The organism is Rhodococcus sp. JS3073, from assembly GCF_026810085.1.
Classification (GTDB): Bacteria; Actinomycetota; Actinomycetes; order Mycobacteriales; family Mycobacteriaceae; genus Rhodococcus_F; species Rhodococcus_F wratislaviensis.
The window spans coordinates 1,569,338-1,596,212 of record NZ_CP113951.1 but is presented as its reverse complement, the minus strand read 5'-3'; the positions used below and the strand labels follow the sequence as shown (position 1 = coordinate 1,596,212).

The following is a 26,875-nucleotide window of genomic DNA, read 5'->3' as shown; positions in this document are numbered from 1 at the left end:
CCCGGTCCGGGACGATTCCGGACCGGGCGGACCCGGATGTTCTCTCAGCCCAGGGCGGAGATCGCCTTCGCGACGCCCTCACCGTAGGCGGGGTCGCATTGGGTGCAGTTGTCGATGTGCCGCTGCACGACCTGCTGCGACGCGCCGTTGATGGCCCGCGCGGTGTTCTCGAACAACACCTGCTTCTGCTCGTCGCTCATGTTGTTGAACAACACGCGCGGCTGCGAGAAGTAGTCGTCGTCGTCCTCGCGGAAGTTGAACCGGTCGGCGAACGCGCCCACGCCCTGCGCGGGATCGCGGTACCGGCTCTGCTCCTGCCACTTGCCGTAGCTGTTCGGCTCGTAGTGCAGGGTGCCACCGTTGTTGCCGTCGACCCGCATGGCACCGTCGCGGTGGAAGTTGCTCACCGGGCAGCGGGCCGCATTGACCGGGATCTGATAGTTGTTCACACCGAGGCGGTAGCGCTGCGCGTCACCGTAGGAGAACAACCGGCCCTGGAGCATCTTGTCGGGGGAGAAGCTGATGCCGGGCACGACGTGCGCCGGGTTGAACGCCGCCTGCTCGACCTCGGCGAAATAGTTGTCGGGGTTGCGGTTGAGTTCCCATTCGCCGACCTCGATCAGCGGGTAGTCGGCCTTCGGCCACACCTTCGTCAGGTCGAACGGGTGGTAGGGGACCGTGTCGGCGTCGGCCTCGGGCATGATCTGCACGCACAGCTTCCACTTCGGGAAATTTCCGGCCTCGATGGCGTCGAAGAGGTCCCGCTGATGGCTCTCGCGGTCGGCGCCGACCAGGGCCCCGGCCTCGGCGTCGGTGAGGTTCTCGACACCCTGCTGCACACGGTGGTGGAACTTCACCCAGAAGCGTTCGCCCTCGGCGTTGATGAAACTGAAGGTGTGTGAACCGAATCCGTGCATGTGCCGGTACGACGACGGGATGCCGCGGTCGCTCATCACGATGGTGACCTGGTGCAGTGACTCGGGCAGCGATGTCCAGAAGTCCCAATTGTTGTCGGGGCTGCGCAGATTCGTGCGGGGATCGCGCTTGACGGCGTGGTTGAGGTCGGGGAACTTCAGCGGGTCGCGGAAGAAGAAGACCGGGGTGTTGTTGCCGACCAGGTCCCAGTTGCCTTCCTCGGTATAGAACTTGACCGCGAAGCCGCGGATGTCGCGCTCGGCGTCGGCGGCGCCGCGCTCACCGGCGACGGTGGAGAAGCGGGCGAACAGCTCGGTCTTCTTGCCGACCTCGGAGAAGATCTTCGCGCTGGTGTACCGAGTGATGTCGTTCGTGACCGTGAACGTTCCGAACGCACCGGAACCCTTGGCGTGCATGCGGCGTTCCGGAATGACCTCGCGGTCGAAATGTGCGAGCTTCTCGAGGAACCAGACGTCCTGCAGCAACTGCGGCCCGCGGGGCCCGGCGGTCACGACGTTCTGGTTGTCGGGGACGGGTGCGCCTACGGCCGTGGTGAGCTTGTCGCTGGTGTTCGCAGTGGTCTCTCGGCTCACAGTGGATCCCTTCGTTGCTGGCGGTCGCTCTGGGTTTTCTGGAACTGGCTGTCGGGCAAGAGGCTTCGCCGACGCCGGCGGATCGAACCACACTTACGGAGCGCGACGTGGTGGTGGCCGGCTCCCGCCCTTGTGTGTGTTCACGGTCACACTGCACCACCGTTTCTTGAATTAGTCAAGAAAGCGCGGGCTAACTTTCGATCGGAGTCGCTGTCTCCAACGCCGCAACCAGGAACTCTTCCGGAACCTCCGGCCAGTCGGACTGCCAGCGGCCGGCCCGCCTGTCCTCGAGAAGAGCCGTCAGCGCGGGCACCATGCGCGGCCCGCCGTCGATCAGATAGCGCACGAAGCCGATTCGTGCACACGTCGCGGCGATGGACGCCAGCACCGGCTCGGCTTCGTCGACGCGGCCCGCCGCGACCAGGCATGCGACGAGAAGGCGACTGGCCTGCATGGCCGCCCTCGGCCGGCTCTCCCGTTCGACCCTGCGCACCCATTCCTCGGCGCGGCGACACGCGACATCGGGATCGACGGCCAACTGTTTCCGGATCTCGGTGGCGTCGTCGAGTTGGGCGACGATCTCGGCGAAACCGAAATCGGGTTCCCGGGTCGCCTTCCCGCCACCGGCCGCCGGCTGGGGTGACGCGGGCAGACCGAGCCGGACCCGCTCGTTCTCGACCCGGGCCCGCAACCGCGGAAGGCCCAGCGACGCCGCCGCGGACGCACCCTCGTCGAGGTGGCGGGCAGCGGACGCGAGATCGCCGCGCCCCGCCTTCAGCCGCGCGCCCGTGACGAAGCGGGCGATCATGAAATCGACGATGCCGCCCTCGGGGCCGAGCTCGTAGCTCTCGTCGAGGAGTCGTTCGGCCTCGTCGAGATGGCCCAGTTCGTACATCAGCTCGCCGAGGAGTGCGCCTGCGAGTCGTGCGGCATGCGAATGGGTGCCTGCCAACTTCGTCGCAGTCTGCACGGCCAACCGGAAGTTGTCCTCGGCCGCGGCGATGTCGAGTTGTTCCATCGCGGCGATACCGGCGAAGCTGTACCCGTACATCCTGCTGAACGGTCCGACGGTCCGCTGGTGGTACCCGGTCGCCCAGTCCTGCAGTCGGCGTGCCTCCACGAAATCGAATTGGGCGATCGCGGCGGCGGAGGCGAGATTCGACCCCGCCGAAACCACCCACGCGCGTAGAGTCTCCGGGCGGGCAAGGCATTCCGCGATGAGGTCGGGGACGCCGGCGATGCGATCGGACGACACCGCGATCACGGCGCGGACGATGTCGGCCTCCACACGGATGTCGGCCTGCTCGGTGTCGCTCAGCGTCGAGGACTCGAGGGCTGACGCGACCAGCGAGAGCGACCGCAGCGTCGGCGCCACCCGCTGCAGCAGGATGTTCGCCCACGCGACCGCGATCTGGATACGCGGACTGGACTCGACCAGCGGCCGCGGCAACTTGTCGACGAGGCCGAGCAGCGCGACCATCCGCGAGTGCTCCACCAGGTACATGCCCTGCTCCTCGACCACCGCGACGGCCACGTCGCGATCGCCCGCCGCCAACGCGTGATCCACTGCGTCGCTGACGTAGTGGTGGTCGGCGAACCAGTGCGCGGCCGCACGGTGCAGGTCTGCGATGCGTGAGGGATGATCGCGCTCGAGGCGGCGGCGGAGGTACTCGGCGAACAGGTGGTGGTACTCGAACCACTCCCGGTCCTCGTCGAGGCTGCGCAGGAACAGATCGCGCGATTCGACCTGTTCGAGCAGGGCCTGACCGCGGGTCACGTTCGCCAGCACGCAGGCGAGGTCGCCGCACACCCGCTCCGTGACGGACGTGGCCAGCATGAAGTCGAGCAGTGCAGGTTCGAGAGTGCTGAGCACGTTCTCCGCCAGGTATTCACCGATCGCGTGGTGGCGGCCCGACATGTGCCGGATGAGGTCACCGGGATCGGTGCGATCACGCAGCGACAGCGACGCCAGTTGCAGCGCCGCCACCCACCCGTCCGTGGTCTCCTCCAGCGCCTCCACGTCGGAGTCCTCCAGGTGCAGTCCCCCGAGGTCGACCAGGAACCGCTGCGACTCGGTGATGTCGAAGCGCAAAGCCACGGAATCGATTTCGACGAGCTCGTCGCGCACCCGCATCTTGGCCAGCGGAAGTCCCGCTTGGCTTCGGCTGCTCACCACCATCTGCAGGTGGTGGCAGCCGTTCTCCAGGATGAAGTCCATCGCGGCGATCGTGTCCGGCGACGTGACCCGATGCCAGTCGTCGATCATCACCACAACGTGGCGCCTGCTGTCGTGGACCTGATTCACCAGCGACGTCAGCACATACCGTTCCGCTTCGGCGCCGTTCTCGTCGAGTGCCTGCCCCAACTCGTCCGCCAGGCTCGGTTCGGCACGGCGGATCGCCTCGACGAGGTGGGACAGGAACCACACGACGTTGTTGTCGTCGTTGTCCACCGTCAGCCAGGCGACGGCGGAGCCGTCCTCGATCAGCACGTCGCGCCACTGGGCGGCCACCGTGCTCTTCCCGAAGCCGGCGGGTGCGTGGATGAGCGTCAACCGCCTCCGCTGACCCAGCCGGAGCAGTTCCAGGAGACGGGTGCGTTCCACCAGGGACCGCATCGGGGTCGGCGGCCGGAAGCGGGCCGCGGCGCTCGGCGGGGTGGCACCCGACCGCCTGCGGTAGCTGCGACTGTGCCCGGACGTCGAGGACTGCGTGGTCGGCACAGCCGTGTGCTCGGTGCGCGGGAATTCGTCCGCCGCCGCGGGGAGCGCCATCTCGTCGACGTCGAGCCCGTGCCTGCGCTCGATGTCGCGTAGTTCCTGGCCGAACTCCGCGGCCGAAGCCGGGCGGTCGGTCGGTTCCTCGGACATGGCGCGCTCGATGGCCGCGCACACGTCGTCGGGAATATCCTCGCCCCGCAGGTCCGGAACGGGTTGCGTGGCGATGCGGAGGAACTGGGCGACGAGCCGCTCCCCGCTCCGCCGCTCGAACGCGGCATGCCCGGTGAGCAGGCAGAACAGGGCGGCACCCAGGCTGTACACGTCGGAAGACGCGGACGGTGCGTCGCCGCGGAGGACCTCCGGCGCCGTGAACGCGGGCGAACCGGTGATCATGCTCGACGTGGTCTCGAATCCACCCGTGACCCGCGCGATGCCGAAGTCCGTGAGCTGCGGTTCGCCGTACCCGGTGAGCAGGATGTTCGCCGGCTTGACATCACGGTGCAGGGTGCCGAGCCGGTGCGCCGTCTCCAGGGCGCCCGCCAGCTTCACGCCGACGCGCAGCGTTTCGCTCCACGGCAGCGGCCCTTCACGGCGAATCCAGGCGTCGAGTGAATTGCGCGAGTGGTACGGCATCACGATGTACGGCCTGCCGCTGCGCGTCACCCCCGACTGCAGGATGTCGACCACATGGGGATGCCCCGACAATTTCCCCATCGCACGCTGTTCACGCAGGAAGCGTTCGCGGTCCTCGCCGTCCAGATCGGACGACAGCACCTTGATCGCGACCGTGCGGTCGAGCGCCGTCTGGAGGCAGCGGTACACGACCCCGAACCCTCCCCGGCCGATCTCGCGGGCGTCGTCGAATCCTTCCGAGGCCAGCTCCGCGACGATGTCGGTCACGACGATCCGCTTGGTAGCCTGCGGATCCGAGTCGGTCGGCCCGGAACTGCTTTCCGGGTGTCGTGGCACACTCAATGAAATCACCTTCTCGGTGCACTGACGCCAGCATATCGCGGTCGCACGACACGAGAGCGGTGTTCGAGAACGAGTAGACCCGAGGAGAATTCGACGGTGACGGATACCGGCATTGCAGCAGCGGACACGAGCCTGGCCGAGCGGACCCTGGCCCAGCTCCTCGACGCGCGGATCAGTTGCAGGGCTTACCTACCGACGCAGGTGCCGCGCGACGTGATCGAGAGGATCCTCGAGCTCGCGCAGCAGACGCCGTCGTGGTGCAACACGCAGCCGTGGCAGGTCGCGATCACCGAGGGAGAGGGAACCGAGCGGTTCCGTTCCGGGCTGGCCGAGTACGTCCGCACCCACCCGCAGGAGTCCGACTTCGAGTGGCCCCGCGAATACATGGGCGAGCACAAGCAACGCCGCCGCGAGTGCGCCATGCAGCTGTACTCCAGCGTCGGCATCGCGCCCGGCGACCGGGCCGCGTCGGCCGAGCAGACGATGAAGAACTTCGACCTGTTCGGCGCGCCGCACGTCGCGATCGTCACCACCCACGAAGCGCTCGGCACGTACGGCGCCGTCGACTGCGGCCTGTACGTCGAGACGTTCCTCCTCGCCGCGCAGAGCCTCGGAGTGGCGACCATCCCGCAGGCCGCTGTCGCGGGAAGTTCGCGGTTCATCCACGACTTCTTTTCGCTCGACGAAGACCGCAGGGTCGTCTGCGCGATCTCGTTCGGCTACCCCGACACCGAGAACCCCGTCAACGGATTCCGCACCTGCCGGGAACCCGTCGCCAACGTCGCGCAGTGGGTGTCGCAGTAACGTGCTCGACTCCGAAGTGTTCGACCGGGACGCCCTGTTCGCCCGCCTCCGTCGCCGCCCCGACGTCGAGGCACCCAACCTGACGGCCGTCGACGCCGCCGACCGGCTGATCCTCGACGAGGCCGCGGAGGCCCTGTCGGCGGCACGTCCCGGGACGCTCGCCGTGATCGGCGACCACTACGGTGCGCTCACCCTCGGCGCCGCGGTGACACACGGCTCCACCGGGATCCGCGTGCACCAGGACCCGCTGACCGGCGAACTGGCGCTCGCCGCCAACGCCGCGACGGTCGGGCTCGCCGACCGCTACCGGGCGTGCGCGCTCGGTGGGGATCTGCTCGCGGGCGCAACCGTCGTGCTGATGCAGCTACCGCGGAGCCTCGGCGAACTGACCGAGGTTGCCGAGGCGATCGCCCGCCACGCCGACCCGTCCGTCGTCGTCTACGCGGGCGGACGCAACAAGCACATCTCCACCGCCATGAACGACGTGCTCCGTCGTTCGTTCTCCGACGTCCGCGCAACCCTCGGCAGGCAGAAGTCGCGGGTGCTGATCGCTCGCGGCCCGGTGCAGGCGGCGCAGCAGACGTACCCCGTCACCGATCATCTCGCCGAGATCGGGCTGGACGTGGTCTCGTACGGTGCCGCGTTCGCCGGACCCAAGCTGGACATCGGGACCAGATACCTCCTCGACTTCCTTCCCCGCGTGAACCCCCGGGCCCGTGCCGCGGTCGACCTCGGGTGCGGAACCGGCATCCTCGCCGTCAGCCTGGCCCGGCTCCTCCCGGAGGCGTCGGTGATCGCGACCGACCAGTCCTCCGCGGCGGTGGCGTCGGCGGCCGCCACCGCCCGCGCCAACGGACTCGACGGACGGGTCAGCACGCTGCGCGACGACGCCATGTCCACCCTCGCCACCGACAGCCAGGATGTCGTCCTGTGCAACCCGCCGTTCCACGTGGGCGCGGCCGTCCACACCGGTGGCGCGTCGAAGATGTTCACCGAAGCCGGGCGAGTGCTCCGGCCCGGCGGCGAGTTGTGGACCGTGTACAACTCGCATCTCGGGTACCGGGGCCGGTTGCAGCGGCTCGTCGGTCCGACCGACGTCGTCGGCCGGAATCCCAAATTCACGGTCACCCGGTCGGTGGCCTGACCGCCACGCCGACCGGCGTCCGTCTGGCGGGTGTCCCCGCGGCACCGGTAGAGTCCGAATTGTCCGACCCGAAAGCGACGAACGGGAACTTGCGGTGGGTGCGGGACGTTCAACGTACAAGAAACCCGGATCCACCCGGCGAGCCACGAGAAGGGATGTGCACGGTGCGCACCACCAGTAACCCGGTGTTCCGCAACCTGCCCAAACAAGAGGGCAGCGGCGGATACGCCTCGTTCGGATCTACGACGGCCGGCGCAGCGCAGGTCACGCAGCAGTTCGGTCAGCCGCAGTACACGCAGGCCGAGCCCTACCGGACGGGCCCCGACTACCGTTCGATGACCATCGACGACGTCGTCACCAAGACGGGTGTCACGCTCGGCGTGCTCACGGTGTCGGCGATCATCTCCTACTTCCTGGTGAGCAACAATGCGAACCTCGCGGGCCCGTTGGTCATCGGTGGTGGCCTCGTCGGTCTCGTGCTGGTCCTCGTGGCCACGTTCGGCCGCAAGATGGACAACCCGGGCATCGTTCTCGCCTACGCGGTGGCGGAGGGCCTGTTCCTCGGCGCCCTGTCGTTCATGTTCACCGACATCACGTTCGGTGGAGTCGGGGGAGCGGCACTCATCGCCCAGGCCGTACTCGGCACGTTCGGCGTGTTCTTCGGCATGCTCGTCGTCTACAAGACGGGCGCGATCCGAGTCACGCCCCGCCTGACGCGGATGATCATCGGCGCCCTCATCGGTGTCGTCGTCCTCGTCCTCGGCAACGTGATCGCCAGCTTCTTCACCGAAGGCGGCCTCGGTCTCCGCGACGGCGGTCCCCTGGCGATCATCTTCAGCCTCGTCTGCATCGGCATCGCCGCATTCAGCTTCCTGCTGGACTTCGACGCCGCCGACCAGCTGATCCGCGCCCAGGCGCCGGAGAAGGCAGCGTGGGGTGTCGCATTCGGACTCACCGTCACCCTCGTGTGGCTGTACGTCGAGATCCTGCGACTCCTGAGCTACTTCAACAGCGACTAGTAGTCCCACGAGAAGGCCCCCGAGAGCATGCTCTCGGGGGCCTTCTCCGTCTGCGGGGCCGGGTTCGATTACCTCGGAGGTAATCGACGCACGTACCCGGGCGGAGGAATGTCGTGTGCAGCAACCGCCTCACTCGAAGGAGCACGACATGAGCGCGTACGGAATGGCCCACCTCCAGAACGTCGACATGGGTCCGCAGATCATCGAATACCTCGAACGCATCGACGGCACCCTGCGCCCCTTCGCCGGCAAGTTCATCGTCCACGGCGGACGCCAGGACGTGGTCGAGGGGACGTCCGACGGCACGTTCATCGTCGTCGAGTTCCCCGACCGCGAGCACCTCGAAGGCTGGTACGCGTCCGACGCGTACCGGGAGATCCTCCCGCTGCGCCCGTGAGTGGTTGACGAGTCTCTGCACTCGTCAACCACTCACGGTCCGGAGGGCCTAGCTCAGGCGCTCGAGGACCATCGCCATGCCCTGCCCGCCGCCGACGCACATGGTCTCGACGCCGAACGTCTTGTCCTGCTCGCGGAGGTTGTTGAGCAGGGTGTTGGTGATGCGGGCGCCGGTCATGCCGAACGGGTGGCCGAGGGCGATGGCGCCGCCGGAGATGTTCAGCTTGTCCTCGTCGATCTTCAGTTCACGGGCGGAACCGAGAACCTGGACCGCGAATGCCTCGTTGATCTCGAACAGGTCGATGTCGGAGATGGACTTGCCCGCGATCGCGAGGGCCTTCTTGACGGCCTCGATCGGGCCCAGGCCCATGATTTCGGGGGACAGCCCGGACACCCCGGTGGACACGATGCGGGCGAGCGGGGTCAGGCCGAGGGCCTTGGCCTTGGTGTCGGACATGATCACGAGCGCGGCGGCGCCGTCGTTGAGGGGGCACGCGTTGCCGGCGGTGACGGTGCCGTCGGGCCGGAACACCGGCTTGAGTTGGCTGATGCCCTCGTAGGTGGTGCCGGCGCGCGGGCCGTCGTCGGTGCTGACGACGGTGCCGTCGGGGAGGGTGACCGGGGTGATCTCCCGCTCGAAGAAGCCGTTCTTGATGGCGTCCTCCGCGCGGTTCTGGGAGCGGACGCCCCAGCGGTCCTGCTCCTCACGCGTGATGCCGGTGGCCGAGGCGACGTTCTCGGCGGTCTGGCCCATGGCGATGTAGACGTCGGGAATCTGCTCGTTCTCGCGCGGGTCGGTCCAGGCGACGCCGCCCTCGGCGAGCTTCGCGGTACGCGCCTCGGCGTCGGTGAACCTCGGGTTCTTGGTGTTCGGCAGGCCGTCGGCGTTGCCGGTGACGAAGCTGGACACCGACTCGACGCCGGCGGAGATGAACACGTCGCCTTCGCCGGCCTTGATCGCGTGCAGTGCCATGCGGGTGGTCTGCAGCGAGGAGGAACAGTATCGGTTGACGGTGACGCCGGGCAGGAAGTCGTAACCCAGTTCCACCGCGACGACGCGGGCGATGTTGAAACCCGACTGACCGGCGGGCTGGCCGCAGCCGAGGAGCAGGTCGTCGATCTCGGTGGGATCGAGTTCGGGGATCTTCGCCAGAGCCGCGGCCACCATCTGCGTCGTCAGATCATCCGGGCGGATGGTCTTGAGCGAACCCTTCATGGCTCGGCCGATCGGTGAGCGTACTGCGGAGACGATGACTGCCTCGGGCATGAAAACTCCTTTGTCAACTGCGGGGGTCTGCACTGTGTTGCAGACCACCCGTTTTGTGGCCTTCCCGACAACTTACGTTGCCGGGTGGCACCGGGGACATCGCCATCTCACTCAGCGACCCGTCGCGTCCTGGACGCAGACGCCTCCTCGATCGCGAGGAGTTCGTCGAGGCGGGCAGGCGAGCGTCGCCTGGCAGTGCGCCGCCACAGGAAACGGTTGAGCGAGGCGGTCATTCGGGTCGACAGCTTGCGCGACTCCGCCGCCTCCGACACCTCGGGCAGGTCGGGGAGCGGTCCGCCGTGCCACATGCCCAGGGCGGTCGCGAGAACGGGCACGATCTGCATCGCCGCCAACTCGTAGCCCGCCGCGGACGGGTGGAAATGGTCGGAGGAGAACATTCGGTCGGGGGCCGCCAGGAACTCGGGGGCCAGCAGGTCGGCCAACGCCACCGGGTGGCCACCCGCCGCGCTGGTTGCGGCCGCCTGCGCCCTCGCCAGGCGCAACCCCCACGTCCGGACGACGGTTCGCAGGGGCTGCGGAATCGCGGTCACCACCCCGAGGTCGGGGCACGTTCCGACCACGACCGCGCAGTCGCGGGCGCGGAGCCGTTCCACCGCTTCCCCTAGCCTGCGCGCCGACGCCCGAATCGAGTTCTTGGACGTCACGTCGTTCGCGCCGACCAGGATCACCGCGGCGTCCGGCGGCGGTCCGGCGACGAACATCGCGTCCACCTGCCCGCTGAGCCCGCGGGACGTGGCGCCGCCGATGGCCTTGGTGCTCAGCCGGATCCGCTTGCCGGTCTCGTCGGCGAGGCGCCTCGCGATCTGCACGCCGGGCACCTCGTCCGCCGACAGGCACCCCACCCCGGCGGCCGTGGAATCGCCGAAAATCATCAGATGGACGTCGTAGGGCGTGGTCCGTAGCCAGCGTTCGGGGACCGCGGCGCCGGGGGAGTAGACGCCGTCGGCCTCCGGCGGCTTGGCGACGTTGCGTCCGATCACACCGCGGGCCGCCGTCGCCTGGGACATCAGATAGGAGTACGCCGCCCACGACAGCGTGCCTGCGCTCGAACCCGCCACGACAGCCGCGGCACCGGCTTTCACTCCGGTCTGCCAGGTCCTCTTGGGCACTGGTCTCACCTTTCCGCTACCTGGTGCTCATCTCACGGGTTCCAGCGGACTGCGTCCGCACCAATCTAGTCGGATCGGGGCCCCCGTGCCGGACGTCTGTGAGCATCGGATCAGGGCATCTGGGAGCATGGAGGCATGCGCATCGCGGAACACGTCGTCGACCTGATCGGCAACACCCCTCTCGTCAAGCTCTCTTCTGTCATCGGGGAGAACCACGGGACCGTTGCAGCCAAGATCGAATACCTCAACCCGGGTGGAAGCTCGAAGGACCGCATCGCGGTCAAGATGATCGACGCCGCGGAGGCGTCCGGTGAGCTGAAGCCGGGTGGGACCATCGTCGAGCCCACGTCCGGCAACACCGGCATCGGCCTTGCCCTGGTGGCCCAGAAGCGCGGATACAAGTGCGTGTTCGTCTGCCCCGACAAGGTCAGCGAAGACAAGCGGAACGTTCTCAAGGCCTACGGCGCCGAGGTCGTGGTGTGCCCCACCGCGGTCGCGCCCGAGCACCCGGACAGCTACTACAGCGTCTCCGACCGGCTCGCACGCGAGCTCCCCGGCGGCTGGAAGCCCAACCAGTACTCCAACCCGGGCGGCCCGCAGAGCCACTACGAGACCACCGGCCCCGAGATCTGGGCCGACACCGACGGAAAGATCACCCACTTCGTCGCGGGCGTCGGCACCGGCGGCACCATCACCGGCACCGGCCGCTACCTCAAGGAGGTGTCCGGCGGCAAGGTCAAGGTCATCGGCGCCGACCCCGAGGGTTCCGTGTACTCGGGCGGCACCGGTCGCCCGTACCTGGTCGAGGGCGTCGGCGAGGACTTCTGGCCGAGCGCCTACGACCCGTCCATCCCCGACGAGATCATCGCCGTGTCCGACGCCGACTCCTTCGAGATGACCCGTCGTCTCGCCCGCGAAGAGGGCCTGCTGGTCGGCGGCTCCTGCGGCATGGCCGTCGTCGCCGCACTCGAGGTCGCCAAGCGTGAGGGCCCCGACGCCGTCATTGTCGTCCTGCTGCCCGACGGTGGCCGCGGATACCTGTCGAAGATCTTCAACGACAAGTGGATGGCGTCCTACGGCTTCCTCCGCACACCGCTCGACGGCAAGCCCGACGAGAAGACCGTCGGCGATGTGCTGCGCGGCAAGTCCGGCGAACTCCCGGACCTCGTCCACACCCACCCGTCCGAGACGCTGCGCGACGCCATCGAGATCCTCCGCGAGTACGGGGTGTCGCAGATGCCCGTCGTCGGTGCGGAGCCGCCCGTCATGGCCGGTGAAGTGGCGGGCAGCGTCACCGAGCGCGACCTGCTCAGTGCCGTGTTCGAGGGACGCGCACACCTCGCAGACCCGGTCGAGAAGCACATGAGCAAGCCGTTCCCGCTCATCGGTTCCGGTGAGCCCGTGTCGGCCGCCACCAAGGCGCTCGGCGACACCGACGCCCTGATGGTCGTCGACGACGGCAAGCCCGCCGGAGTCATCACCCGCCACGACCTTCTCGGGTTCCTCAGCGCCGGCTCCTAGACGACACGTCGAGGGCCGGGCACGACAACACTGGTCCCCGCTGCGCACGGAACGTACGGTGCACAGCGGGGGACCGGTCCGGTGTCCGTGAGGGGGAAATCACAGTGAGTGCTCGTCTACGTCGTGTCCTGGCGGTCCCGGTCGCCCTGCTCGGGTTGGCGGCCGCCGGATGCGGGAACAGCATCGAGGGTGCCGCCGTCGCACAGTCGGGGTCGTCGCCCGTGGGATCGGTGTCCTCGGGCACATCGTCTTCGGACGCGTCCGAAGACTGCGCCGCACTCACGAAGGCACTCGGCCGGCTGGTGTCGGACCGGCCGCATCTCACCGAGGCCGTCCTGCCCGGATCGACCGATCCGACGTGCTCGTGGTCCAAGGGGCCGACCAACGTGATGAGCACCATCACCGCTTCGGTGAAGCCGCAGGTGACGGATCCTGCCGTCCTCGTCGAGATGCGGAACGGGACGAACGTCGTCCCGGATTCCCGTTCCGCCGAGTTCGGCGGGGTGGTTCTCGACGTCGTGGCCATGGCGCTGCTCACCCCGGAACACAGCATCATCGTCAACGCGCTCGACCCCTCCGTCAGCGACGCGACCAAGCTCGACATCGCCTTCGCCATCGCGGAGTATCTGGAGAATTAGGTCCCCACTAGGCTGGGGGCCATGAGTGAGCAGCGCAGCAAAGCGGACAACATCAGCTGGCAGGGGTTCTCCACCAAGGCCGTGCACGCAGGATTCGACCCGGACCCGCAGACGGGCGCCGTCAACGTCCCGATCTACGCCAGTTCGACGTTCGCGCAGGACGGCGTCGGCGGCATGCGTAACGGATTCGAATACGCCCGCACCGGCAACCCCACCCGACGACCGCTCGAGGCCAACCTCGCCGCCCTCGAGTCGGGCACGTACGGTCGCGCCTTCGGCTCGGGCATGGCCGCCACCGACTGCCTGCTCCGTGCCGTGCTCCGCCCCGGCGATCACCTCGTCATCCCGAACGACGCCTACGGCGGAACGTTCCGCCTGATCGACAAGGTCTTCACCCAGTGGGGCATCGAGTACACGCCCGCCGCGGTGTCCGACGTGGACGCGGTCCGGGCCGCGATCCGGCCCAACACCAAGCTCGTGTGGGTCGAGACGCCCACCAACCCGCTCCTCAACATCGGTGACATCGAGGCACTGTCCGACGTGGCACACGACGCCGGCGCGAAGATCGTCGTCGACAACACGTTCGCCTCGCCGTACCTGCAGCAGCCGCTGCAGCTCGGCGCCGACATCGCGCTGCACTCGACCACCAAATACATCGGCGGACACTCCGACGTCGTCGGCGGCGCACTCGTCACCAACGACGAGGAGCTCGACACGGCCTTCGCGTTCCTGCAGAACGGTGCAGGCGCGGTCCCGGGGCCCTTCGACGCGTTCCTCACGCTCCGCGGCATCAAGACCCTCTCCCTGCGCATGGAGCGGCACAGCGACAACGCCGAGAAGGTCGTCGAACTGCTCACCGGGCACCCCGCCGTGTCGCAGGTCATCTACCCCGGACTCGAGTCGCACCCCGGCCACAAGGTCGCGGAGAAGCAGATGCGCCGCTTCGGCGGCATGATCTCGGTCCGCCTCGCCGGCGGCAAGCAGGCCGCGCTGGACTTCTGCTCGCGCACCGAGATCTTCACGCTGGCCGAGTCGCTCGGCGGCGTCGAATCGCTGATCGAGCACCCGGGCGCCATGACCCACGCCTCGACCGCCGGTTCGCTGCTCGAGGTCCCGGACGACCTGGTGCGGCTGTCCGTCGGCATCGAGGATGCCGCCGACCTCGTGGGCGACATCGAGCAGGCGCTGAAGTAGCAGGCGGCTCCGCCGCCCGTGAGTAGTTGACGAGTCTCTGGACTCCTTAACCACTCACGGGGCGCGGAGCGCCCTATGCTGGCCCGCGTGGAGCCTGTCACGCTGGATCAGATCAGAGCAGCTCGTAAGCTGCTGGACCCCGTCATGCGCCGGACGCCGGTGATCGCGTCCCGGGCGCTGTCGGAACGATGCGGGCACGTCGTGACGCTGAAGTGCGAAAATCTGCAGCGCACAGGGTCTTTCAAGCCCCGTGGTGCATACAACCGGATCGCGAATCTGTCGGTCGCCGAACGGGCCTGCGGGGTCGTGGCGGCGAGCGCGGGCAATCACGCGCAGGGCGTGGCCTGGGCGGCCACCGAGCTGGGCATCCCGTCCACCGTCTTCATGCCCACCGGCGCGCCCCTTCCGAAACTCGTCGCCACCAAGGCGTACGGCGCCACCGTTCACTTGACCGGCGACACCGTGGACGACGCGCTCGTCGCCGCGAAGGAGTTCGCGGACGAGACCGGCGCCGTCCTCATCCATCCCTTCGATCACGTCGACATCGTCGCCGGGCAGGGGACCGTGGGGCTCGAGATCCTCGAGCAGGAACCCGACGTCGGCACCCTCGTCGTCCCGACCGGCGGTGGTGGGCTGATCGCGGGCATCGCCGCGGCGGTCAAGGCCACCCGGCCCGACGTGCGGATCGTCGGCGTCCAGGCCGAGCAGGCGGCCGCCTGGCCACGTTCGCTGGCCGAGGGCCGCCCGATTCCGCTGGAGACCATGTCGACCATGGCCGACGGCATCGCGGTCGGCCGGCCCGGCGACGTGCCGTTCGCGCACGTCGGCTCGCAGGTCGACGCCATCGTCACGGTCAGTGAGGACGCTCTGTCCCGGGCGCTGCTCCTGTGCCTCGAACGCGCGAAGCTCATCGTGGAGCCTGCGGGCGCGGCGGCGGTGGCCGCGCTGATCAGCTGCTCGACGGAAGAGCTGGGACTCACCGGGAAGGTGTGCGCGGTGCTGTCCGGCGGCAACATCGACCCGTTGCTGCTCACGCACGTCGTCAATCACGGTCTCCGGGCGGCCGGACGGTATCTCGGTGTGCACGTGACCATTCCAGACCGACCGGGTGGTTTGGTCAGCCTCCTCGGCGTGATCAGCGGCAACGGCGCCAGCGTCGTGGACGTCGTTCACTCCCGCACCGGCGGCGCGCTCGCGCTCGACGAGGTGGAGGTGTTCCTCACCGTCGAGACCCGTGGTCCCGGCCACCGGCAGGATCTCCTCGACGCCCTGCGTGACGCCCAGTACGCGGTTCGCCTGCAGGAGTAGCCGGATCTAGCTCGGCCATCCGCCGAGGGTGATGACCCGGAACTCCTGATCCACCAGCCGGGCCGGCAGTTCGAGGGTGGTGAGCCAGTCGATCGCACCGCCGCCCATGCCGACCGCCGCCGTACTCGACGCATGCGCGGTGGTGCATGACTCGGCCACCACGGACACCGTCCGCCACAACGAGATCGAGTCGGGGTGGAGGGGCTTGACGGTGCTGGCGGTCGCTACGGCCGCACCCGACGGGATCGACACCTGGCAGGTGGGGTCGCCCGGCAGGTCCTGTACCTGGACCTGCCAGCCGCCCGGTGGCGTGGTCCCGGCGGTGGCGATGTCTCCGCCGAGCGCCACCAGGACGCCACACCCGAGCAGCTCGGCTGTCGTCGACGCGCAGTGGTCGGCGGAACTCGCCCGTGCGGTGGCCGTCAGGTCGAGCTCCACACCGGACGGGAGCGTGACCTCGGTGCCGTCGACGGTGATCGACCGCCACGACTGGGGTGCCGGGGCCGACGCAGTGGGGTCGAGTGCGCCCTCCGTGGTGCGTGCGGCGGCGAGGGCGTCGGTGAGGAACCGCGCGAACATCGGTGTGACCGTGTTCGGGCCCGCGTCGAGCGAGCGGATCTCGGCGTCCGCGCGGTCCCGGTTGACTGCGGCATCGGCGGCCGCGAGGTAACCGCGGATCAGGTTCGACGCCGAGCTCAGGGCGTCGGGGTCGGTGACGACGATGCGTGCGTGCACACCCCAGGTGGACCATTCGGTTGCGCTGCGTGCACTGGTCATGTGGTGGATCTCCGGTCGCGGGATCTCAGGAACCGCTGGACACGGCGTCCGGCGCGCCGAATCCTGCCGAGACGAGGGGCGCTGCCACCGTCGAATCGGGGGTCGCGGGGTCCGCTGTTGCCGCCATGCCGCCACCGGCGACCAGTCCGGCGATTCCGGCTGCCGCGAGGACGCGGCGAACGGGAAGCAGGCGGGAAATCCGTCGGTCTTCACTCATGCCGACCAGCTTCCCCGAAGAACCTTAGAACAACCTGGGAAGAATCTGTCTCTCGTCGTGGAGTGCGCAGGAGTGCAGCGCACGCCCGGCGAGTCGCCTGCAGTCCTGCGCAGTCCGCCTCGACAGCCGCGATTCGCCAGGTGCCGCTCTCCCGCAGGTCACGGTAGGAAACGGATCAATCCCGCAGAATCGCCTCGCATCTGCTGTGCCCCGTCGTAACGTGAACTCACTCGGTTAGGTGCACCGAGGAGGAGGAGCGCACGTATGTCAGTTGATGCAGCGGCGATCATCGTGGCGATCACCACCGCAGCGGGGGCCATCGTTCAGGGAGCGGACATACCGCAGCCGGTGAAAGATCAAGCAGCAGAAGCAATTCAGGTGGTCGAGCAGGCCTCACCCGACGTTCAGAAACAAGTAAACGACGCGATATCGACCCTCCCGGAACCGGCCCGAGTGCAGGCCGAGCAGATGGTGGCGCAGGCCTCGGATGTGGTGAAGCAGGCAACCGACCCCTACATTCCGCCGCCGCCCGCCGTCGAGGCGGCACCGCCTCCTGCCCCGGTTCCCCCACTGGCACTCCCGGACACGCCGCTCGACCAACCCCCCGCGATGAGCGCCCCCGACGTCGGAACGGCGATCGGGGGCCTTGCCGCTCTGCCGGGGGTCCCGGCCCTGATCAGCGGACTCGGATCGCTGATCCCGTCCGTCCCCGCCGGTTTCCCCGGGGTGTCGCTCGCGCCGGTCGGTGCCATCGCCGTCTTCGCGCCGTGGATCCGCAAGGCCGGGTCGCTGTGCGAGGGCATCAAGCCGCCGACGCTGGCGGCCCTGTACTCGGTCGAGAACGGTTTCCGCTACGGCGCGACCTCACCCGTGTCCCGGGCAGGAGCCCGCGGTCCCGGTCAGTTCATGCCCCCTGCCTGGGCCAAATACGGCAAGGACGCGGACGGCGACGGCAAGGTCGACATCAACGGTGTCGCCGACCCGATGATGGCGTCCGGTCAGATGCTGTGCGACCTGTTCGGGCAGATCGAGGGGTGGAAGAAGGAGGGTGTGGTCAAGGGCGACACCCTCGACCTCACGATCGCCGCCTACAACGCCGGGGCGGGTGCGGTCCGGACCGCCGGTGGCATGCCCGCCGGCAAGTTCGACTACGAGCACGAAACGCAGCCGTACGTCGCACGGATCCGATCACTGGAGGAATCGTTCGCGCGGATGCTGTCGCCGTTCTTCTACGGTGCGGCCGCCGGTGACACGAGCCGCGTCGTCGAAGCGGCCATGCGGTTCATCGGTCTGCCGTACGTGTGGGGCGGCGGCAACATCAACGGACCGTCCGGCGGCGGTTTCGACTGCTCGGGTCTGACGTCGTTCGCCGTGTACGCCGCAACCGGCGTCACATTGCCCCGCACGTCGGAAACGCAGTGGAAAGTCGGTGTGGAGGTGCCGCTGTCGCAGGCCAGGCCCGGAGACCTGCTGTTCGGCAACTGGCAGTCGGGTGGTCCGGGACACGTGGCGATCTACGTCGGAAACGGTCAGATGCTGCACGCCCCGACGACGGGCGACGTGGTGCGCATCGGTCCCGTGTTCGCCGACATGAAGGCCCGCAGGGTCTTCTGATTCCGCCCACAGGCGTCGATGCAGAAAACTCCGGCCCGGGCGCTGGGCCCGGACCGGAGTTTTCGGCGGTGGATCCGAGATCAGCTGTGGTACGGCTCCGCGCTGACGAGCGTCACCTTCATGCTGCTGCCGTTGGGCAGCGTGTATTCGCGGGTTTCGCCGACCTTCGCCTCGAGCAGTGCGCCACCCAGCGGGGAGTTGGGGGAGTAGACCTCGAGCTTGTTGTCGCGTGCACCCTCTTCGCGGGTGGCGATCAGGAATGTCTCGGTGTCCTTCTCGTCGCCGTCGTAGTACACCTTCACCACGGAACCGGGCAGTGCGACACCGGACTGGGTGGGCGCTTCGCCGACCTTCGCGCTGTTCAGGAGTTCCTGAAGCTGGCGGATGCGTGCCTCCTGCTGACCCTGCTCTTCGCGGGCCGCGTGGTAGCCACCGTTCTCCTTCAGATCGCCCTCTTCGCGACGCTCGTTGATCTCGGCGGCGATGACCGGACGATTGGCAATGAGCTGGTCGAGTTCGCTCTTGAGCCTGTCATGTGACTCCTGGGTCAGCCAGGTCACCTGGGTCTCGGTCATCTCGATCACTCCCTCGTAGTTGGAGCCGCCGGGCTCCCTCGACAGACCACTGCAACAGCAGTGATCAACGGCTCGGCGCAATGCGACGGCCGGGGCCGTTCGTTTTCCGCCTTGCCGCCAATGCAGCAATACACGGTTCCAAACCGGAACCGTGTACCAGGCGATTCTAGCACGATCGGGGAGTGCAAACCCCTAATAACCCGAACGGTCGCTCGGGTGTGCTGGTCTCAGCCGCCGGTCAGATAGGCGGGAACGTCCAGGCTGCAGCCGTAGATGTCACCCATCGCGGGCGGGCGCGACGTGTAGACGGGGGCGGTGACTTTCACCGTCTGGTCTTCGCCGCCGGCGATGTAGACCTCGCGGCGGCCGGTCTCGGAACCGTCCTTGGAGCGGGAGCGGACGATGCAGACCGCCGCCTGGGACGGATCCTCACGGGTGACGGTGAACGTGATGTCCAGCTGCGAGTCGCTCACCAGATCGAACGACGTGGCTTCACTGTCGATCTCGGAGACGGCGAACTTGTTGTATGCGACGACCGCCACGATCACGCCCACGACCACGACCGCCGCGGAAAGCGCCCACACGAGCCAGCGCTTCGGGCGCGCAGGCTTTGCCGCGGCTGTGTATCGGCCCGGGGGAAGCGTTCTCGTCATCTCTCAACTCTCGTACCGCTCCGGTTCCACGTAACTCACAGCACTCGAGCGGGGGCACGGCTGCAAGCGGAACTCTCGGGTGGAACTATAGAGGACGTGCGTCAGTGCGCCGTCAGCGATGGCGGAGGGCGAGAGCGTGCGACACGGACAAGCCGGCAACGGCTACTGGCGAAGTTGAGGTGAACGAATACGTGAGCGGATTCCGGCTCATGGCCGTCCATGCCCATCCCGACGACGAGTCGAGCAAGGGTGCCGCGACAACGGCCCGTTACGCCGCAGAGGGCAACGAAGTGAAGGTCGTGACGTTGACCGGGGGTGAACGTGGCGACATCCTCAACCCCGCGATGGACGTGCCCGGGGTGCGTGACCGCATCCACGAGGTTCGCATCGAGGAGATGGCCGAGGCGGCGCGCATCCTCGGAGTCCAGCACCAGTGGATGGGATTCGTCGACTCCGGTCTACCCGAGGGCGACCCGAAACCGCCGCTGCCGGAGGGCTGCTTCGCGCTCGTTCCGCTCGAGGAGTCGACCGAGGCACTGGTGCGTGCGATCCGCGAGTTCCGTCCGCACGTCATGACCACGTACGACGAGAACGGCGGCTACCCGCACCCCGATCACATCCGCTGCCATGAGGTGTCGATGGCCGCGTACGAGGCCGCTGCCGACCCGGAGCGGTTCCCCGACGCCGGGGAACCGTGGAAGGTGCAGAAGGTCTACTACTCGCACGGCTTCATCCGGAAGCGTCTGCTGCAGTTCCAGGAGGAGTACGACCGCCGCGGCGAAGAGTTCCCGATGGCCGAGTGGCTCAAGAAGTGGAAGACCGAGCAGGGCGACCTGATGGCACGCGTCACCACCCAGATCACGTGCGGCGACTACTTCCCGCAGCGTGACGACGCGTTGCGGGCCCACGCGACGCAGATCGACCCGAACGGGTCATTCTTCGCGGTTCCGCTCGAGATTCAGCAGAAGATCTGGCCGACCGAGGAATTCGAGCTCGCCAAGACCCGCGTCACCACCTCCATCCCGGAGAACGACCTGTTCGCGGGCATCCATGAGGACGGACAGCAGTGAATGCGTTGACGGTGAGCATCGTGGCCGGCGCGGCGGACGTCCTGGCGCAGACGCCGAGCACCCCGTCCGGTCCCGAGTTCGGCAAGGCGTCGCCCATCGGCCTCGTCGTCATTCTCGCGCTGCTCGCGGGTGTGGTGCTGCTGGTGCGGTCGATGAACAAGAAGCTCAAGAACCTGCCCGAGACGTTCGAGCCGGAGCACCCCGAACCGGACCAGGAAGTGGACGAGGGCACCGACCGCGGCGCGATCCACGGTGGCGGGCCGAGCAGCACCGAACCGCCGAAGCCCACGGACACCCCGCCGAACCTGCAGAAGTAGTCGAACAGGAGCTGGACATGGACCCGCGCGCACAGAACACACTCGGTGGGTCCACCAGCCCCTATCTGCGACAGCACGCCGAGAACCCCGTGCACTGGCAGCAGTGGGGTCCGGAGGCGACCGAATGGGCGCGAGCGGGACGTTCCGATCCTGTTGTCGATCGGATACTCGGCGTGCCACTGGTGCCATGTGATGGCCCACGAGTCCTTCGAGGACGAGGCGGTGGCGTCGCTGATGAACGAGCATTTCGTGTGCGTCAAGGTGGACCGCGAGGAGCGTCCCGACCTCGATGCCGTGTACATGAACGCCACGGTCGCGATGACCGGCCAGGGTGGCTGGCCGATGACGTGCTTCCTCACGCCCGGCGGCGCCCCGTTCTACTGCGGCACCTACTACCCGGCCGAGCAGCGTGGCGGCATGCCGTCCTTCACCCAGCTGCTGAGTGCCATCGCCGACACGTGGCGGGACCGCCGCGGTGACGTCGACGACGCGGCCGCCTCCGTGGTCGCCGAGCTGCGGCGGGGAGCCGGCGGCATCCCCGAGGGCGATGTCCGGGTGGACGCGGCCCTGCTCGACGCGGCCGCCGGAGCCGTGCTGCGGGACGAGGACGCCGACCGCGGCGGGTTCGGGGGCGCCCCCAAGTTTCCGCCGTCCGCGCTGATGGAAGGCCTGCTGCGCACGTACGAGCGGTCCGGCGACGACGACGTGCTCGGTGTCGTGGCGCGGACGGCGTCGGCGATGGCGCGCGGCGGCCTCTACGACCAGCTCGGCGGCGGTTTCGCCCGGTACTCGGTCGACGCCGCGTGGGTGGTGCCGCACTTCGAGAAGATGCTCTACGACAACGCCCAGCTGCTGCGCGCCTACGCGCACCTGGGCCGGCGCACGGGCTCGGACCTGGCCGTCCGTGTCACCGAGGAGACCGTCGAGTTCCTGCTGCGCGATCTGCGCACCGACAACGGGTCGTTCGCGTCCGCCCTCGACGCCGACACCGAGGGCGTCGAGGGACTCACGTACGTGTGGACCCCCGAGCAGCTCGTCGAGGTTCTCGGTACCGAGGACGGGGAGTGGGCGGCCCGGGTGTTCGCGGTGACCGCGGACGGCACGTTCGAGGCAGGCACGTCCGTCCTGCAGCTTCCGCGCGATCCGGACGACTGGGACCGCTGGCGCCGGATCAGGGGCACGCTGCTCGCCCGGCGTGCGGCGCGGCCGCAGCCGGGGCGCGACGACAAGGTGGTCACCGCCTGGAACGGCCTCACGATCACCGCGCTCGCCGAGGCCGGCGCCGGGCTCGGCAGGCCGGAGTGGGTGGCCGCCGCCGTGGACTGCGCGCGTGCGGTCCTGGGGTTGCACGTCGTCGACGGGCGCCTGCGGAGGGCGTCCCTGGGAACGTCGGTGGGCGAATCGGCCGGGGTGCTCGAGGACTACGCCTGCCTGGCGACGGGCCTCCTCGCGTTGTATCAGGCAACCGGCGACAGCGAGTGGCTGACGCGCGCGCAGGCGCTGCTGAACCGCGCCCTGATCCATTTCGCCGACGACGAGCGGCCGGGCAGCTGGTTCGACACCGCCGACGACGCCGAGTCCCTGGTGACCCGTCCCCGCGACCCGGTCGACGGTGCGACGCCGTCCGGGGCGTCGTGTCTGGTCGAGGCGCTGCTCACCGCGGCCGCGGTGGCCGACGGGGAGGCGTCGGGACGTTATGCGACCGCGGCCGCCGAATCGCTCGACCGGGTGGCCCTGCTGCTGGAGCGGGCACCGCGATCGGCCGGGCACTGGCTCGCGGTGGCGGAGGCGTCGGTGCGCGGCCCGATCCAGGTGGCCGTGGCAACCGACGGCGACTCCGTCCTGCTCCGGGAGGCGCGCAGACTCGCGCCCGGCGGTGCCGTCGTGGTCGGCGGCGAACCGGACTCGTCCCCGCTTCTCGCCGACCGGCCGCTGGTCGGCGGCGCGTCCGCGGCGTACGTCTGCCGCGGGTTCGTGTGCGACCGCCCGGTGTCGACGGTCGAGGATCTCGGTGCCGCGTTGAGCCGGTAGTCCGGCCTACCGGAACACCACCAGCCACACGGCGATGTAGTGACACAGCGCGGCGATGACGGTGGCGGCGTGGAAGAACTCGTGATGCCCGAACGTGGTGGGCCAGGGGTTGGGCCACTTGGTGGCGTAGAGGATCGCGCCGACCGAGTAGAGGATGCCGCCGATCAGCAGCAGCACCATCGGGACGACGCCGACCTCGTGCGTCAGTTCGGGGGCTACCGGAACGATGGCCCAGCCGAGCAGCAGGTAGAGCGGCACTCCGACCCAGCGCGGTGCCGTCGGCCACAGCATTTTCAGCGCGACCCCGGCGAGCGCTCCGGCCCACACGACGATCAGCAGCGTCCGGCCCGTGTCGGGCGGAAGTCCCAGCACCGCGAACGGGGTGTAGCTGCCGGCGATGAACAGGAAGATCATCGAATGGTCCGCGCGCTTCATCCACGTGCGGGCCGAGACGGTGTTCCAGTGGATGCGGTGGTAGGTGGCGCTGACCCCGAACACACCGCACACCGTGAGGCTGTAGACGGCAGTGGCGAGCGCCGCTTCCCCGGACACCTGGGTGCCCGACAGCGTGACGAGGACGATGCCGGCGATCACGGAGACGCCGAACGCCCACAGGTGGATCCACCCTCGCAGTCGGGGTTTGACGGGCAATTCGTCGAGGCCGAAAGCGGTCACTGAACACCTCTTCTCGCTGTGCGTGGCGCTAACCTACGCAACCGTAGGTTAGCTTGTGGTGAGAGCGTACCCGTCGGTAGCAGGAAGTCGTGCGCTGTGTGACGGCCGTCGCGGATCACCTTCGGCTGCGGCGTAGTCTTGCGTGTCATGGTGATCTCCAGGTGAGTGCGCGAGGACTGCTGTACAGCATCTACGAGCGTCGGCTACTCACGCGGCTCGACGGTCTACAGCACCCTCGGCACATTGCCGTGATGTGCGACGGCAACCGGCGGTGGGCCCGGGAGAACGGCTTCGAGGACGTCAGCCACGGCCACCGCATGGGCGCCCTGAAGATTTCCGAGATGCTCGGCTGGTGCGACGCCGCGGGCATCGAGATGGCCACCATCTACCTGCTGTCCACCGAGAACCTGCGCCGCGACCCGGAGGAACTCGACACCCTGCTCGAGATCATCACGGACGTCGTCGAGGAGATCTCCGGTCCGGACAAGAATTGGAGCGTCAAGATCGTCGGCGCCCTCGACCTCCTGCCCGCCGAACAGTCGCGGCGTCTGCGCGACGCGGCCGCCGGGACCGAGGGTCGCACCGGGACCCACGTCAACGTCGCGATCGGGTACGGCGGCCGTCAGGAGATCGCCGACGCCGTGCAGTCGCTGCTCAGTGAGAAGCTCCTTGCGGGACTGTCGGGGGACGCACTCGTGAAATCGATCACAGTCGACGGCATCGACGGTCACCTCTACACGTCCGGCCAGCCCGACCCCGACCTCGTGATCCGCACGTCGGGGGAGCAGCGGCTGTCGGGGTTCCTGCTGTGGCAGAGCGCCTACTCGGAGATCTGGTTCACGGAGGCGTACTGGCCCGAGTTCCGCCGCGTCGACTTCCTCCGCGCGCTCCGCGACTACGCCGCCCGCCACCGCCGCTTCGGCGTCTGACGTGAGTGGCGAAGCGTGCCGGAACACACTTCGCCACTCACCTACAGCTTCCGCAGCCGCAGCCGGTTGATCGAATGATTGGCGTCCTTGCGCAGCACGAGCGTCGCGCGCGGACGCGTCGGCAGGATGTTCTCCACGAGGTTCGGCCGGTTGATGTTGTGCCAGATCTCCTGAGCAGCAGCCGTCGCATCCCGATCGGACAGCCCGGCGTAGTGATGGAAGTGCGCGTCGGGGTCGGAGAACGACGTCTTCCGCAGCGCGAGAAAACGCTGGATGTACCAGTTCTCGATGTCCTCGATGCGGGCGTCGACGTAGATCGAGAAGTCGAACAGGTCCGACACCATCAGCCGCGGACCGGTCTGCAGCACGTTGAGACCCTCGATGATGAGGATGTCGGGCTGCCGGATCAGGTGGTACTGGCCCGGGATGATGTCGTACGAGATGTGTGAATAGACAGGCGCGGCCACCTCTTCGGCCCCCGACTTCACCTCGGTGACGAACCGGAGCAGCTTGCGGCGGTCGTAACTCTCGGGAAAGCCCTTGCGGTGCATGATCCCGCGGCGGTTCAGCTCGGCCGTCTGGTAGAGGAAGCCGTCCGTCGTCACCAGGTCGACGCGCGGGTGGTGCTCCCAGCGCGCGAGGAGGGCCTGGAGGACACGGGCGGTGGTGGACTTGCCGACCGCGACACTGCCTGCGACGCCGATCACGAACGGCACCTGCTGGTCGGGGTGCTTCTCGCCGAGGAACGTCGCGGTCGCGGCGAACAGTCGCTGCCTCGCCGCGACCTGTAGGTGGATGAGACGCGACAGCGGCAGGTACACCTCCGCGACCTCTTCGAGGTCGATCTGCTCGCCGAGGCCCCGCAGCCCGTACAGCTCTTCCTCGGTGAGGACGAGTGGCGTCGACTTACGCAGTGTGCGCCACTGCTTCCGGTCGAATTCGACGTACGGACTGGACTCGCTCGTCCGCGCCATCAGTTCCGCTCACACTCGGGTACACGGGGGAGTGAGCGGTCCATGCCCAGAATCTCTGCCGTCGTCGTTGCGCTGGCGAGTAGCGGTTGCATAGTCGGATTGTGCTTGGTGCCACAGGCTGCGCTGTCGGCGGGTCGGGCAGACGCGTCTGCGACTAAGGTCGGACGGCATGGAATCCGTTTCGTTCGTACGCGAATACTTGCTGCTCGGGCTGGGTTTCGACCGGCTGGAGGAAGGATTCGTCGACGCGTATACCGGCGATCCCGCGCTGCGCAGGCAGGTGGAGAACGCGCCGAAGCCCGATCCGCGCGACCTCGCGCGCACGGCGGCGAACCTCCGCGCGGAACTGCCGTCGGCGAGTCTGTCCGAGGAACGGGCCCGGTTCCTCGACGTCCATCTCCGTGCCCTCGAATGCTCGGGGCGCAAGTTCGCGGGTGACGACGTCGGCTTCGTCGACGAGGTCGAGGCGTACTTCGACGTCCGCATCGAACGCGGCGACGAGGAGCAGTACCGGGAGGCGCACCGGAAGATGGACGCCGTGCTGCCCGGAACGGGCCCGCTCGCCGAACGCATCCGGGCCCACCGCGCGAAGGACGCGATCCCCGCGGAGCGGTTGCAGGAATGCGTCGACGCCTTCTCGAGCGCCCTGCGCGACCTCGTGCGGGAGCACTACGCACTGCCCGACTCGGAGGTCGTCGAGTACGAGGTGGTGGGCGACAAGCCGTGGTCGGGGTTCAACTACTACCTCGGCGACTACCGTTCCCGGGTCGCGATCAACTCCGACCTCGAGCAGCACATGTCGAACCTGCCGCGCCTGATCGCCCACGAGTCGTACCCGGGCCACCACACCGAGCACTGCCGCAAGGAAGCCGGACTGGTCGGGTCGGGACAGCTCGAGCAGACGTTGTTCGTCGTCAACACCCCGCAGTGCCTGATGGCCGAGGGCCTCGCGGATCTCGCGCTCGAATCGATCGTCGGGTCCGACTGGGGGCTGTGGGCGCAGGAAATCTACGCCGACCTCGGCCTCCGATTCGACGGTGAGCAGGCACAACGCCTGTCCGGGGCGTCCGGGCAGCTGCTCGGTGTGCGGCAGGACGCCGCGATGATGCTGCACGACGAGGGTCGCAGCCACGACGACGTCGCGGCGTTCCTGCAGCAGTGGAGCCTGTCGACCCCCGAGCGTGCCCGGCAGTCGCTGCGCTTCCTGTCGTCGCCGCTGTGGCGGGCGTACACCAGCACCTATGTGGAGGGGTACCGCCTGCTCGGTGGCTGGCTGGCCGAGGTGCCCGTCGGCGCGGAGCGGTCGGAGCGGTTCCGTCGACTGCTCGACGAGCCGCTCGTTCCCAGCGTCCTGCGTGCCGGTGAGGGGTACCTCACCGCGGGCGGTTAGGAAGTCCTCACGGGTTCTTCGTAGACTGGG

Annotated in this window: 23 protein-coding genes and 1 pseudogene; 14 read left to right on the top strand and 10 right to left on the bottom strand. The window is 68.3% G+C overall.

All coding sequences use genetic code 11. The features are described 5' to 3' along the window. Nucleotides 1-44 precede the first annotated feature (44 nt). Both OYT95_RS07470 and OYT95_RS07465 read right to left on the bottom strand, forming a co-directional pair. Nucleotides 45-1,508: a catalase gene (locus tag OYT95_RS07470; RefSeq protein WP_112299082.1), complete on the bottom strand. Its 1,464-nt coding sequence runs from the start codon at nt 1,506-1,508 to the stop codon at nt 45-47. 190 nt (nt 1,509-1,698) lie between these two features. Further along, nucleotides 1,699-5,196, bottom strand: coding sequence for a serine/threonine-protein kinase (locus tag OYT95_RS07465; protein ID WP_128639265.1), 3,498 nt, complete (start codon nt 5,194-5,196; stop codon nt 1,699-1,701). Nucleotides 5,197-5,298: 102 nt separating this feature from the next. Between OYT95_RS07465 and OYT95_RS07460 the strand changes: the two genes are divergently transcribed. The 4 genes from OYT95_RS07460 to OYT95_RS07445 all read left to right on the top strand — a co-directional run bounded on the left by OYT95_RS07460 (nt 5,299) and on the right by OYT95_RS07445 (nt 8,566). After that, nucleotides 5,299-6,006, top strand: a complete 708-nt coding sequence (locus OYT95_RS07460; protein ID WP_128639264.1) for a nitroreductase — start codon at nt 5,299-5,301, stop codon at nt 6,004-6,006. Nucleotide 6,007: 1 nt separating this feature from the next. After that, nucleotides 6,008-7,150, top strand: coding sequence for a class I SAM-dependent methyltransferase (locus tag OYT95_RS07455; RefSeq protein WP_037231481.1), 1,143 nt, complete (start codon nt 6,008-6,010; stop codon nt 7,148-7,150). 164 nt (nt 7,151-7,314) lie between these two features. Further along, nucleotides 7,315-8,169, top strand: coding sequence for a Bax inhibitor-1/YccA family protein (locus tag OYT95_RS07450; RefSeq protein WP_174484670.1), 855 nt, complete (start codon nt 7,315-7,317; stop codon nt 8,167-8,169). 148 nt (nt 8,170-8,317) lie between these two features. Next, nucleotides 8,318-8,566: a DUF1330 domain-containing protein gene (locus tag OYT95_RS07445; RefSeq protein ID WP_235214484.1), complete on the top strand. Its 249-nt coding sequence runs from the start codon at nt 8,318-8,320 to the stop codon at nt 8,564-8,566. Between the two features lie 48 nt (nt 8,567-8,614). Here the strand turns inward: OYT95_RS07445 and OYT95_RS07440 are convergent, their stop codons facing one another. Continuing rightward, nucleotides 8,615-9,832, bottom strand: a complete 1,218-nt coding sequence (locus OYT95_RS07440) for an acetyl-CoA C-acetyltransferase (protein WP_128639263.1) — start codon at nt 9,830-9,832, stop codon at nt 8,615-8,617. A gap of 107 nt (nt 9,833-9,939) precedes the next feature. Then, nucleotides 9,940-10,962: an SGNH/GDSL hydrolase family protein gene (locus tag OYT95_RS07435; protein ID WP_037231487.1), complete on the bottom strand. Its 1,023-nt coding sequence runs from the start codon at nt 10,960-10,962 to the stop codon at nt 9,940-9,942. Nucleotides 10,963-11,097: 135 nt separating this feature from the next. Here OYT95_RS07435 and OYT95_RS07430 point away from each other — a divergent pair, with 135 nt between their 5' ends. From OYT95_RS07430 to ilvA, 4 genes are all read left to right on the top strand, one after another. Further along, a complete protein-coding gene (locus OYT95_RS07430) occupies nt 11,098-12,483 on the top strand; it encodes a cystathionine beta-synthase (protein ID WP_005255744.1) in 1,386 nt (461 codons plus the stop codon). A gap of 104 nt (nt 12,484-12,587) precedes the next feature. Then, nucleotides 12,588-13,121, top strand: coding sequence for a hypothetical protein (locus OYT95_RS07425; protein ID WP_268791078.1), 534 nt, complete (start codon nt 12,588-12,590; stop codon nt 13,119-13,121). Nucleotides 13,122-13,142: 21 nt separating this feature from the next. Then, on the top strand, nt 13,143-14,315 hold the full coding sequence (locus tag OYT95_RS07420) for a cystathionine gamma-synthase (protein WP_268791077.1): 1,173 nt from the start codon (nt 13,143-13,145) through the stop codon (nt 14,313-14,315). 75 nt (nt 14,316-14,390) lie between these two features. Beyond that, on the top strand, nt 14,391-15,623 hold the full coding sequence (gene ilvA / locus OYT95_RS07415; protein WP_037231491.1) for a threonine ammonia-lyase: 1,233 nt from the start codon (nt 14,391-14,393) through the stop codon (nt 15,621-15,623). A gap of 6 nt (nt 15,624-15,629) precedes the next feature. Here ilvA and OYT95_RS07410 read toward each other — a convergent pair whose 3' ends face one another. Together OYT95_RS07410 and OYT95_RS07405 are read right to left on the bottom strand one after the other, a co-directional pair. Further along, nucleotides 15,630-16,400 carry an FAD:protein FMN transferase gene (locus OYT95_RS07410; protein WP_037231494.1) on the bottom strand — a complete coding sequence of 257 codons (771 nt, stop codon included), beginning with the start codon at nt 16,398-16,400 and terminating at the stop codon, nt 15,630-15,632. Nucleotides 16,401-16,425: 25 nt separating this feature from the next. Continuing rightward, on the bottom strand, nt 16,426-16,617 hold the full coding sequence (locus OYT95_RS07405; RefSeq protein WP_268791076.1) for a hypothetical protein: 192 nt from the start codon (nt 16,615-16,617) through the stop codon (nt 16,426-16,428). Between the two features lie 264 nt (nt 16,618-16,881). Here OYT95_RS07405 and OYT95_RS07400 point away from each other — a divergent pair, with 264 nt between their 5' ends. Continuing rightward, the gene (locus OYT95_RS07400) at nt 16,882-18,231 is read left to right on the top strand and encodes a C40 family peptidase (protein WP_112299089.1); all 1,350 of its coding nucleotides are present in this window, start codon (nt 16,882-16,884) and stop codon (nt 18,229-18,231) included. Between the two features lie 80 nt (nt 18,232-18,311). On the opposite strand, the gene greA is transcribed toward OYT95_RS07400, so the two are convergent. Both greA and OYT95_RS07390 read right to left on the bottom strand, forming a co-directional pair. Beyond that, nucleotides 18,312-18,806: a transcription elongation factor GreA gene (gene greA, locus OYT95_RS07395; protein WP_005238978.1), complete on the bottom strand. Its 495-nt coding sequence runs from the start codon at nt 18,804-18,806 to the stop codon at nt 18,312-18,314. A gap of 227 nt (nt 18,807-19,033) precedes the next feature. After that, on the bottom strand, nt 19,034-19,459 hold the full coding sequence (locus OYT95_RS07390; protein WP_128639261.1) for a DUF4307 domain-containing protein: 426 nt from the start codon (nt 19,457-19,459) through the stop codon (nt 19,034-19,036). Nucleotides 19,460-19,650: 191 nt separating this feature from the next. Between OYT95_RS07390 and mca the strand changes: the two genes are divergently transcribed. The 3 genes and pseudogenes from mca (at nt 19,651) to OYT95_RS07375 (ending at nt 22,877) form a co-directional block, all read left to right on the top strand. Continuing rightward, complete coding sequence (mca, locus tag OYT95_RS07385) at nt 19,651-20,529, top strand: mycothiol conjugate amidase Mca (protein ID WP_037231689.1); 879 nt, start codon at nt 19,651-19,653, stop codon at nt 20,527-20,529. Next, a complete protein-coding gene (locus tag OYT95_RS07380) occupies nt 20,526-20,846 on the top strand; it encodes a hypothetical protein (RefSeq protein ID WP_025432157.1) in 321 nt (106 codons plus the stop codon). The genes mca and OYT95_RS07380 overlap by 4 nt, the downstream gene beginning before the upstream one ends. Before the next feature lie 17 nt (nt 20,847-20,863). Further along, nucleotides 20,864-22,877, top strand: a pseudogene (locus OYT95_RS07375) (thioredoxin domain-containing protein). Between the two features lie 6 nt (nt 22,878-22,883). On the opposite strand, the gene trhA reads toward OYT95_RS07375, so the two are convergent. Next, on the bottom strand, nt 22,884-23,552 hold the full coding sequence (gene trhA / locus OYT95_RS07370) for a PAQR family membrane homeostasis protein TrhA (RefSeq protein ID WP_009479104.1): 669 nt from the start codon (nt 23,550-23,552) through the stop codon (nt 22,884-22,886). Nucleotides 23,553-23,713: 161 nt separating this feature from the next. Between trhA and OYT95_RS07365 the strand changes: the two genes are divergently transcribed. Next, entirely contained in the window at nt 23,714-24,481 is a 768-nt protein-coding gene (locus OYT95_RS07365; protein WP_037231504.1) for an isoprenyl transferase, read from the top strand. A gap of 41 nt (nt 24,482-24,522) precedes the next feature. On the opposite strand, the gene coaA is transcribed toward OYT95_RS07365, so the two are convergent. Further along, a complete protein-coding gene (coaA, locus tag OYT95_RS07360) occupies nt 24,523-25,455 on the bottom strand; it encodes a type I pantothenate kinase (protein WP_005253716.1) in 933 nt (310 codons plus the stop codon). 169 nt (nt 25,456-25,624) lie between these two features. Here coaA and OYT95_RS07355 point away from each other — a divergent pair, with 169 nt between their 5' ends. Beyond that, nucleotides 25,625-26,845, top strand: coding sequence for a DUF885 domain-containing protein (locus OYT95_RS07355; protein WP_268791075.1), 1,221 nt, complete (start codon nt 25,625-25,627; stop codon nt 26,843-26,845). Nucleotides 26,846-26,875 lie beyond the last annotated feature (30 nt).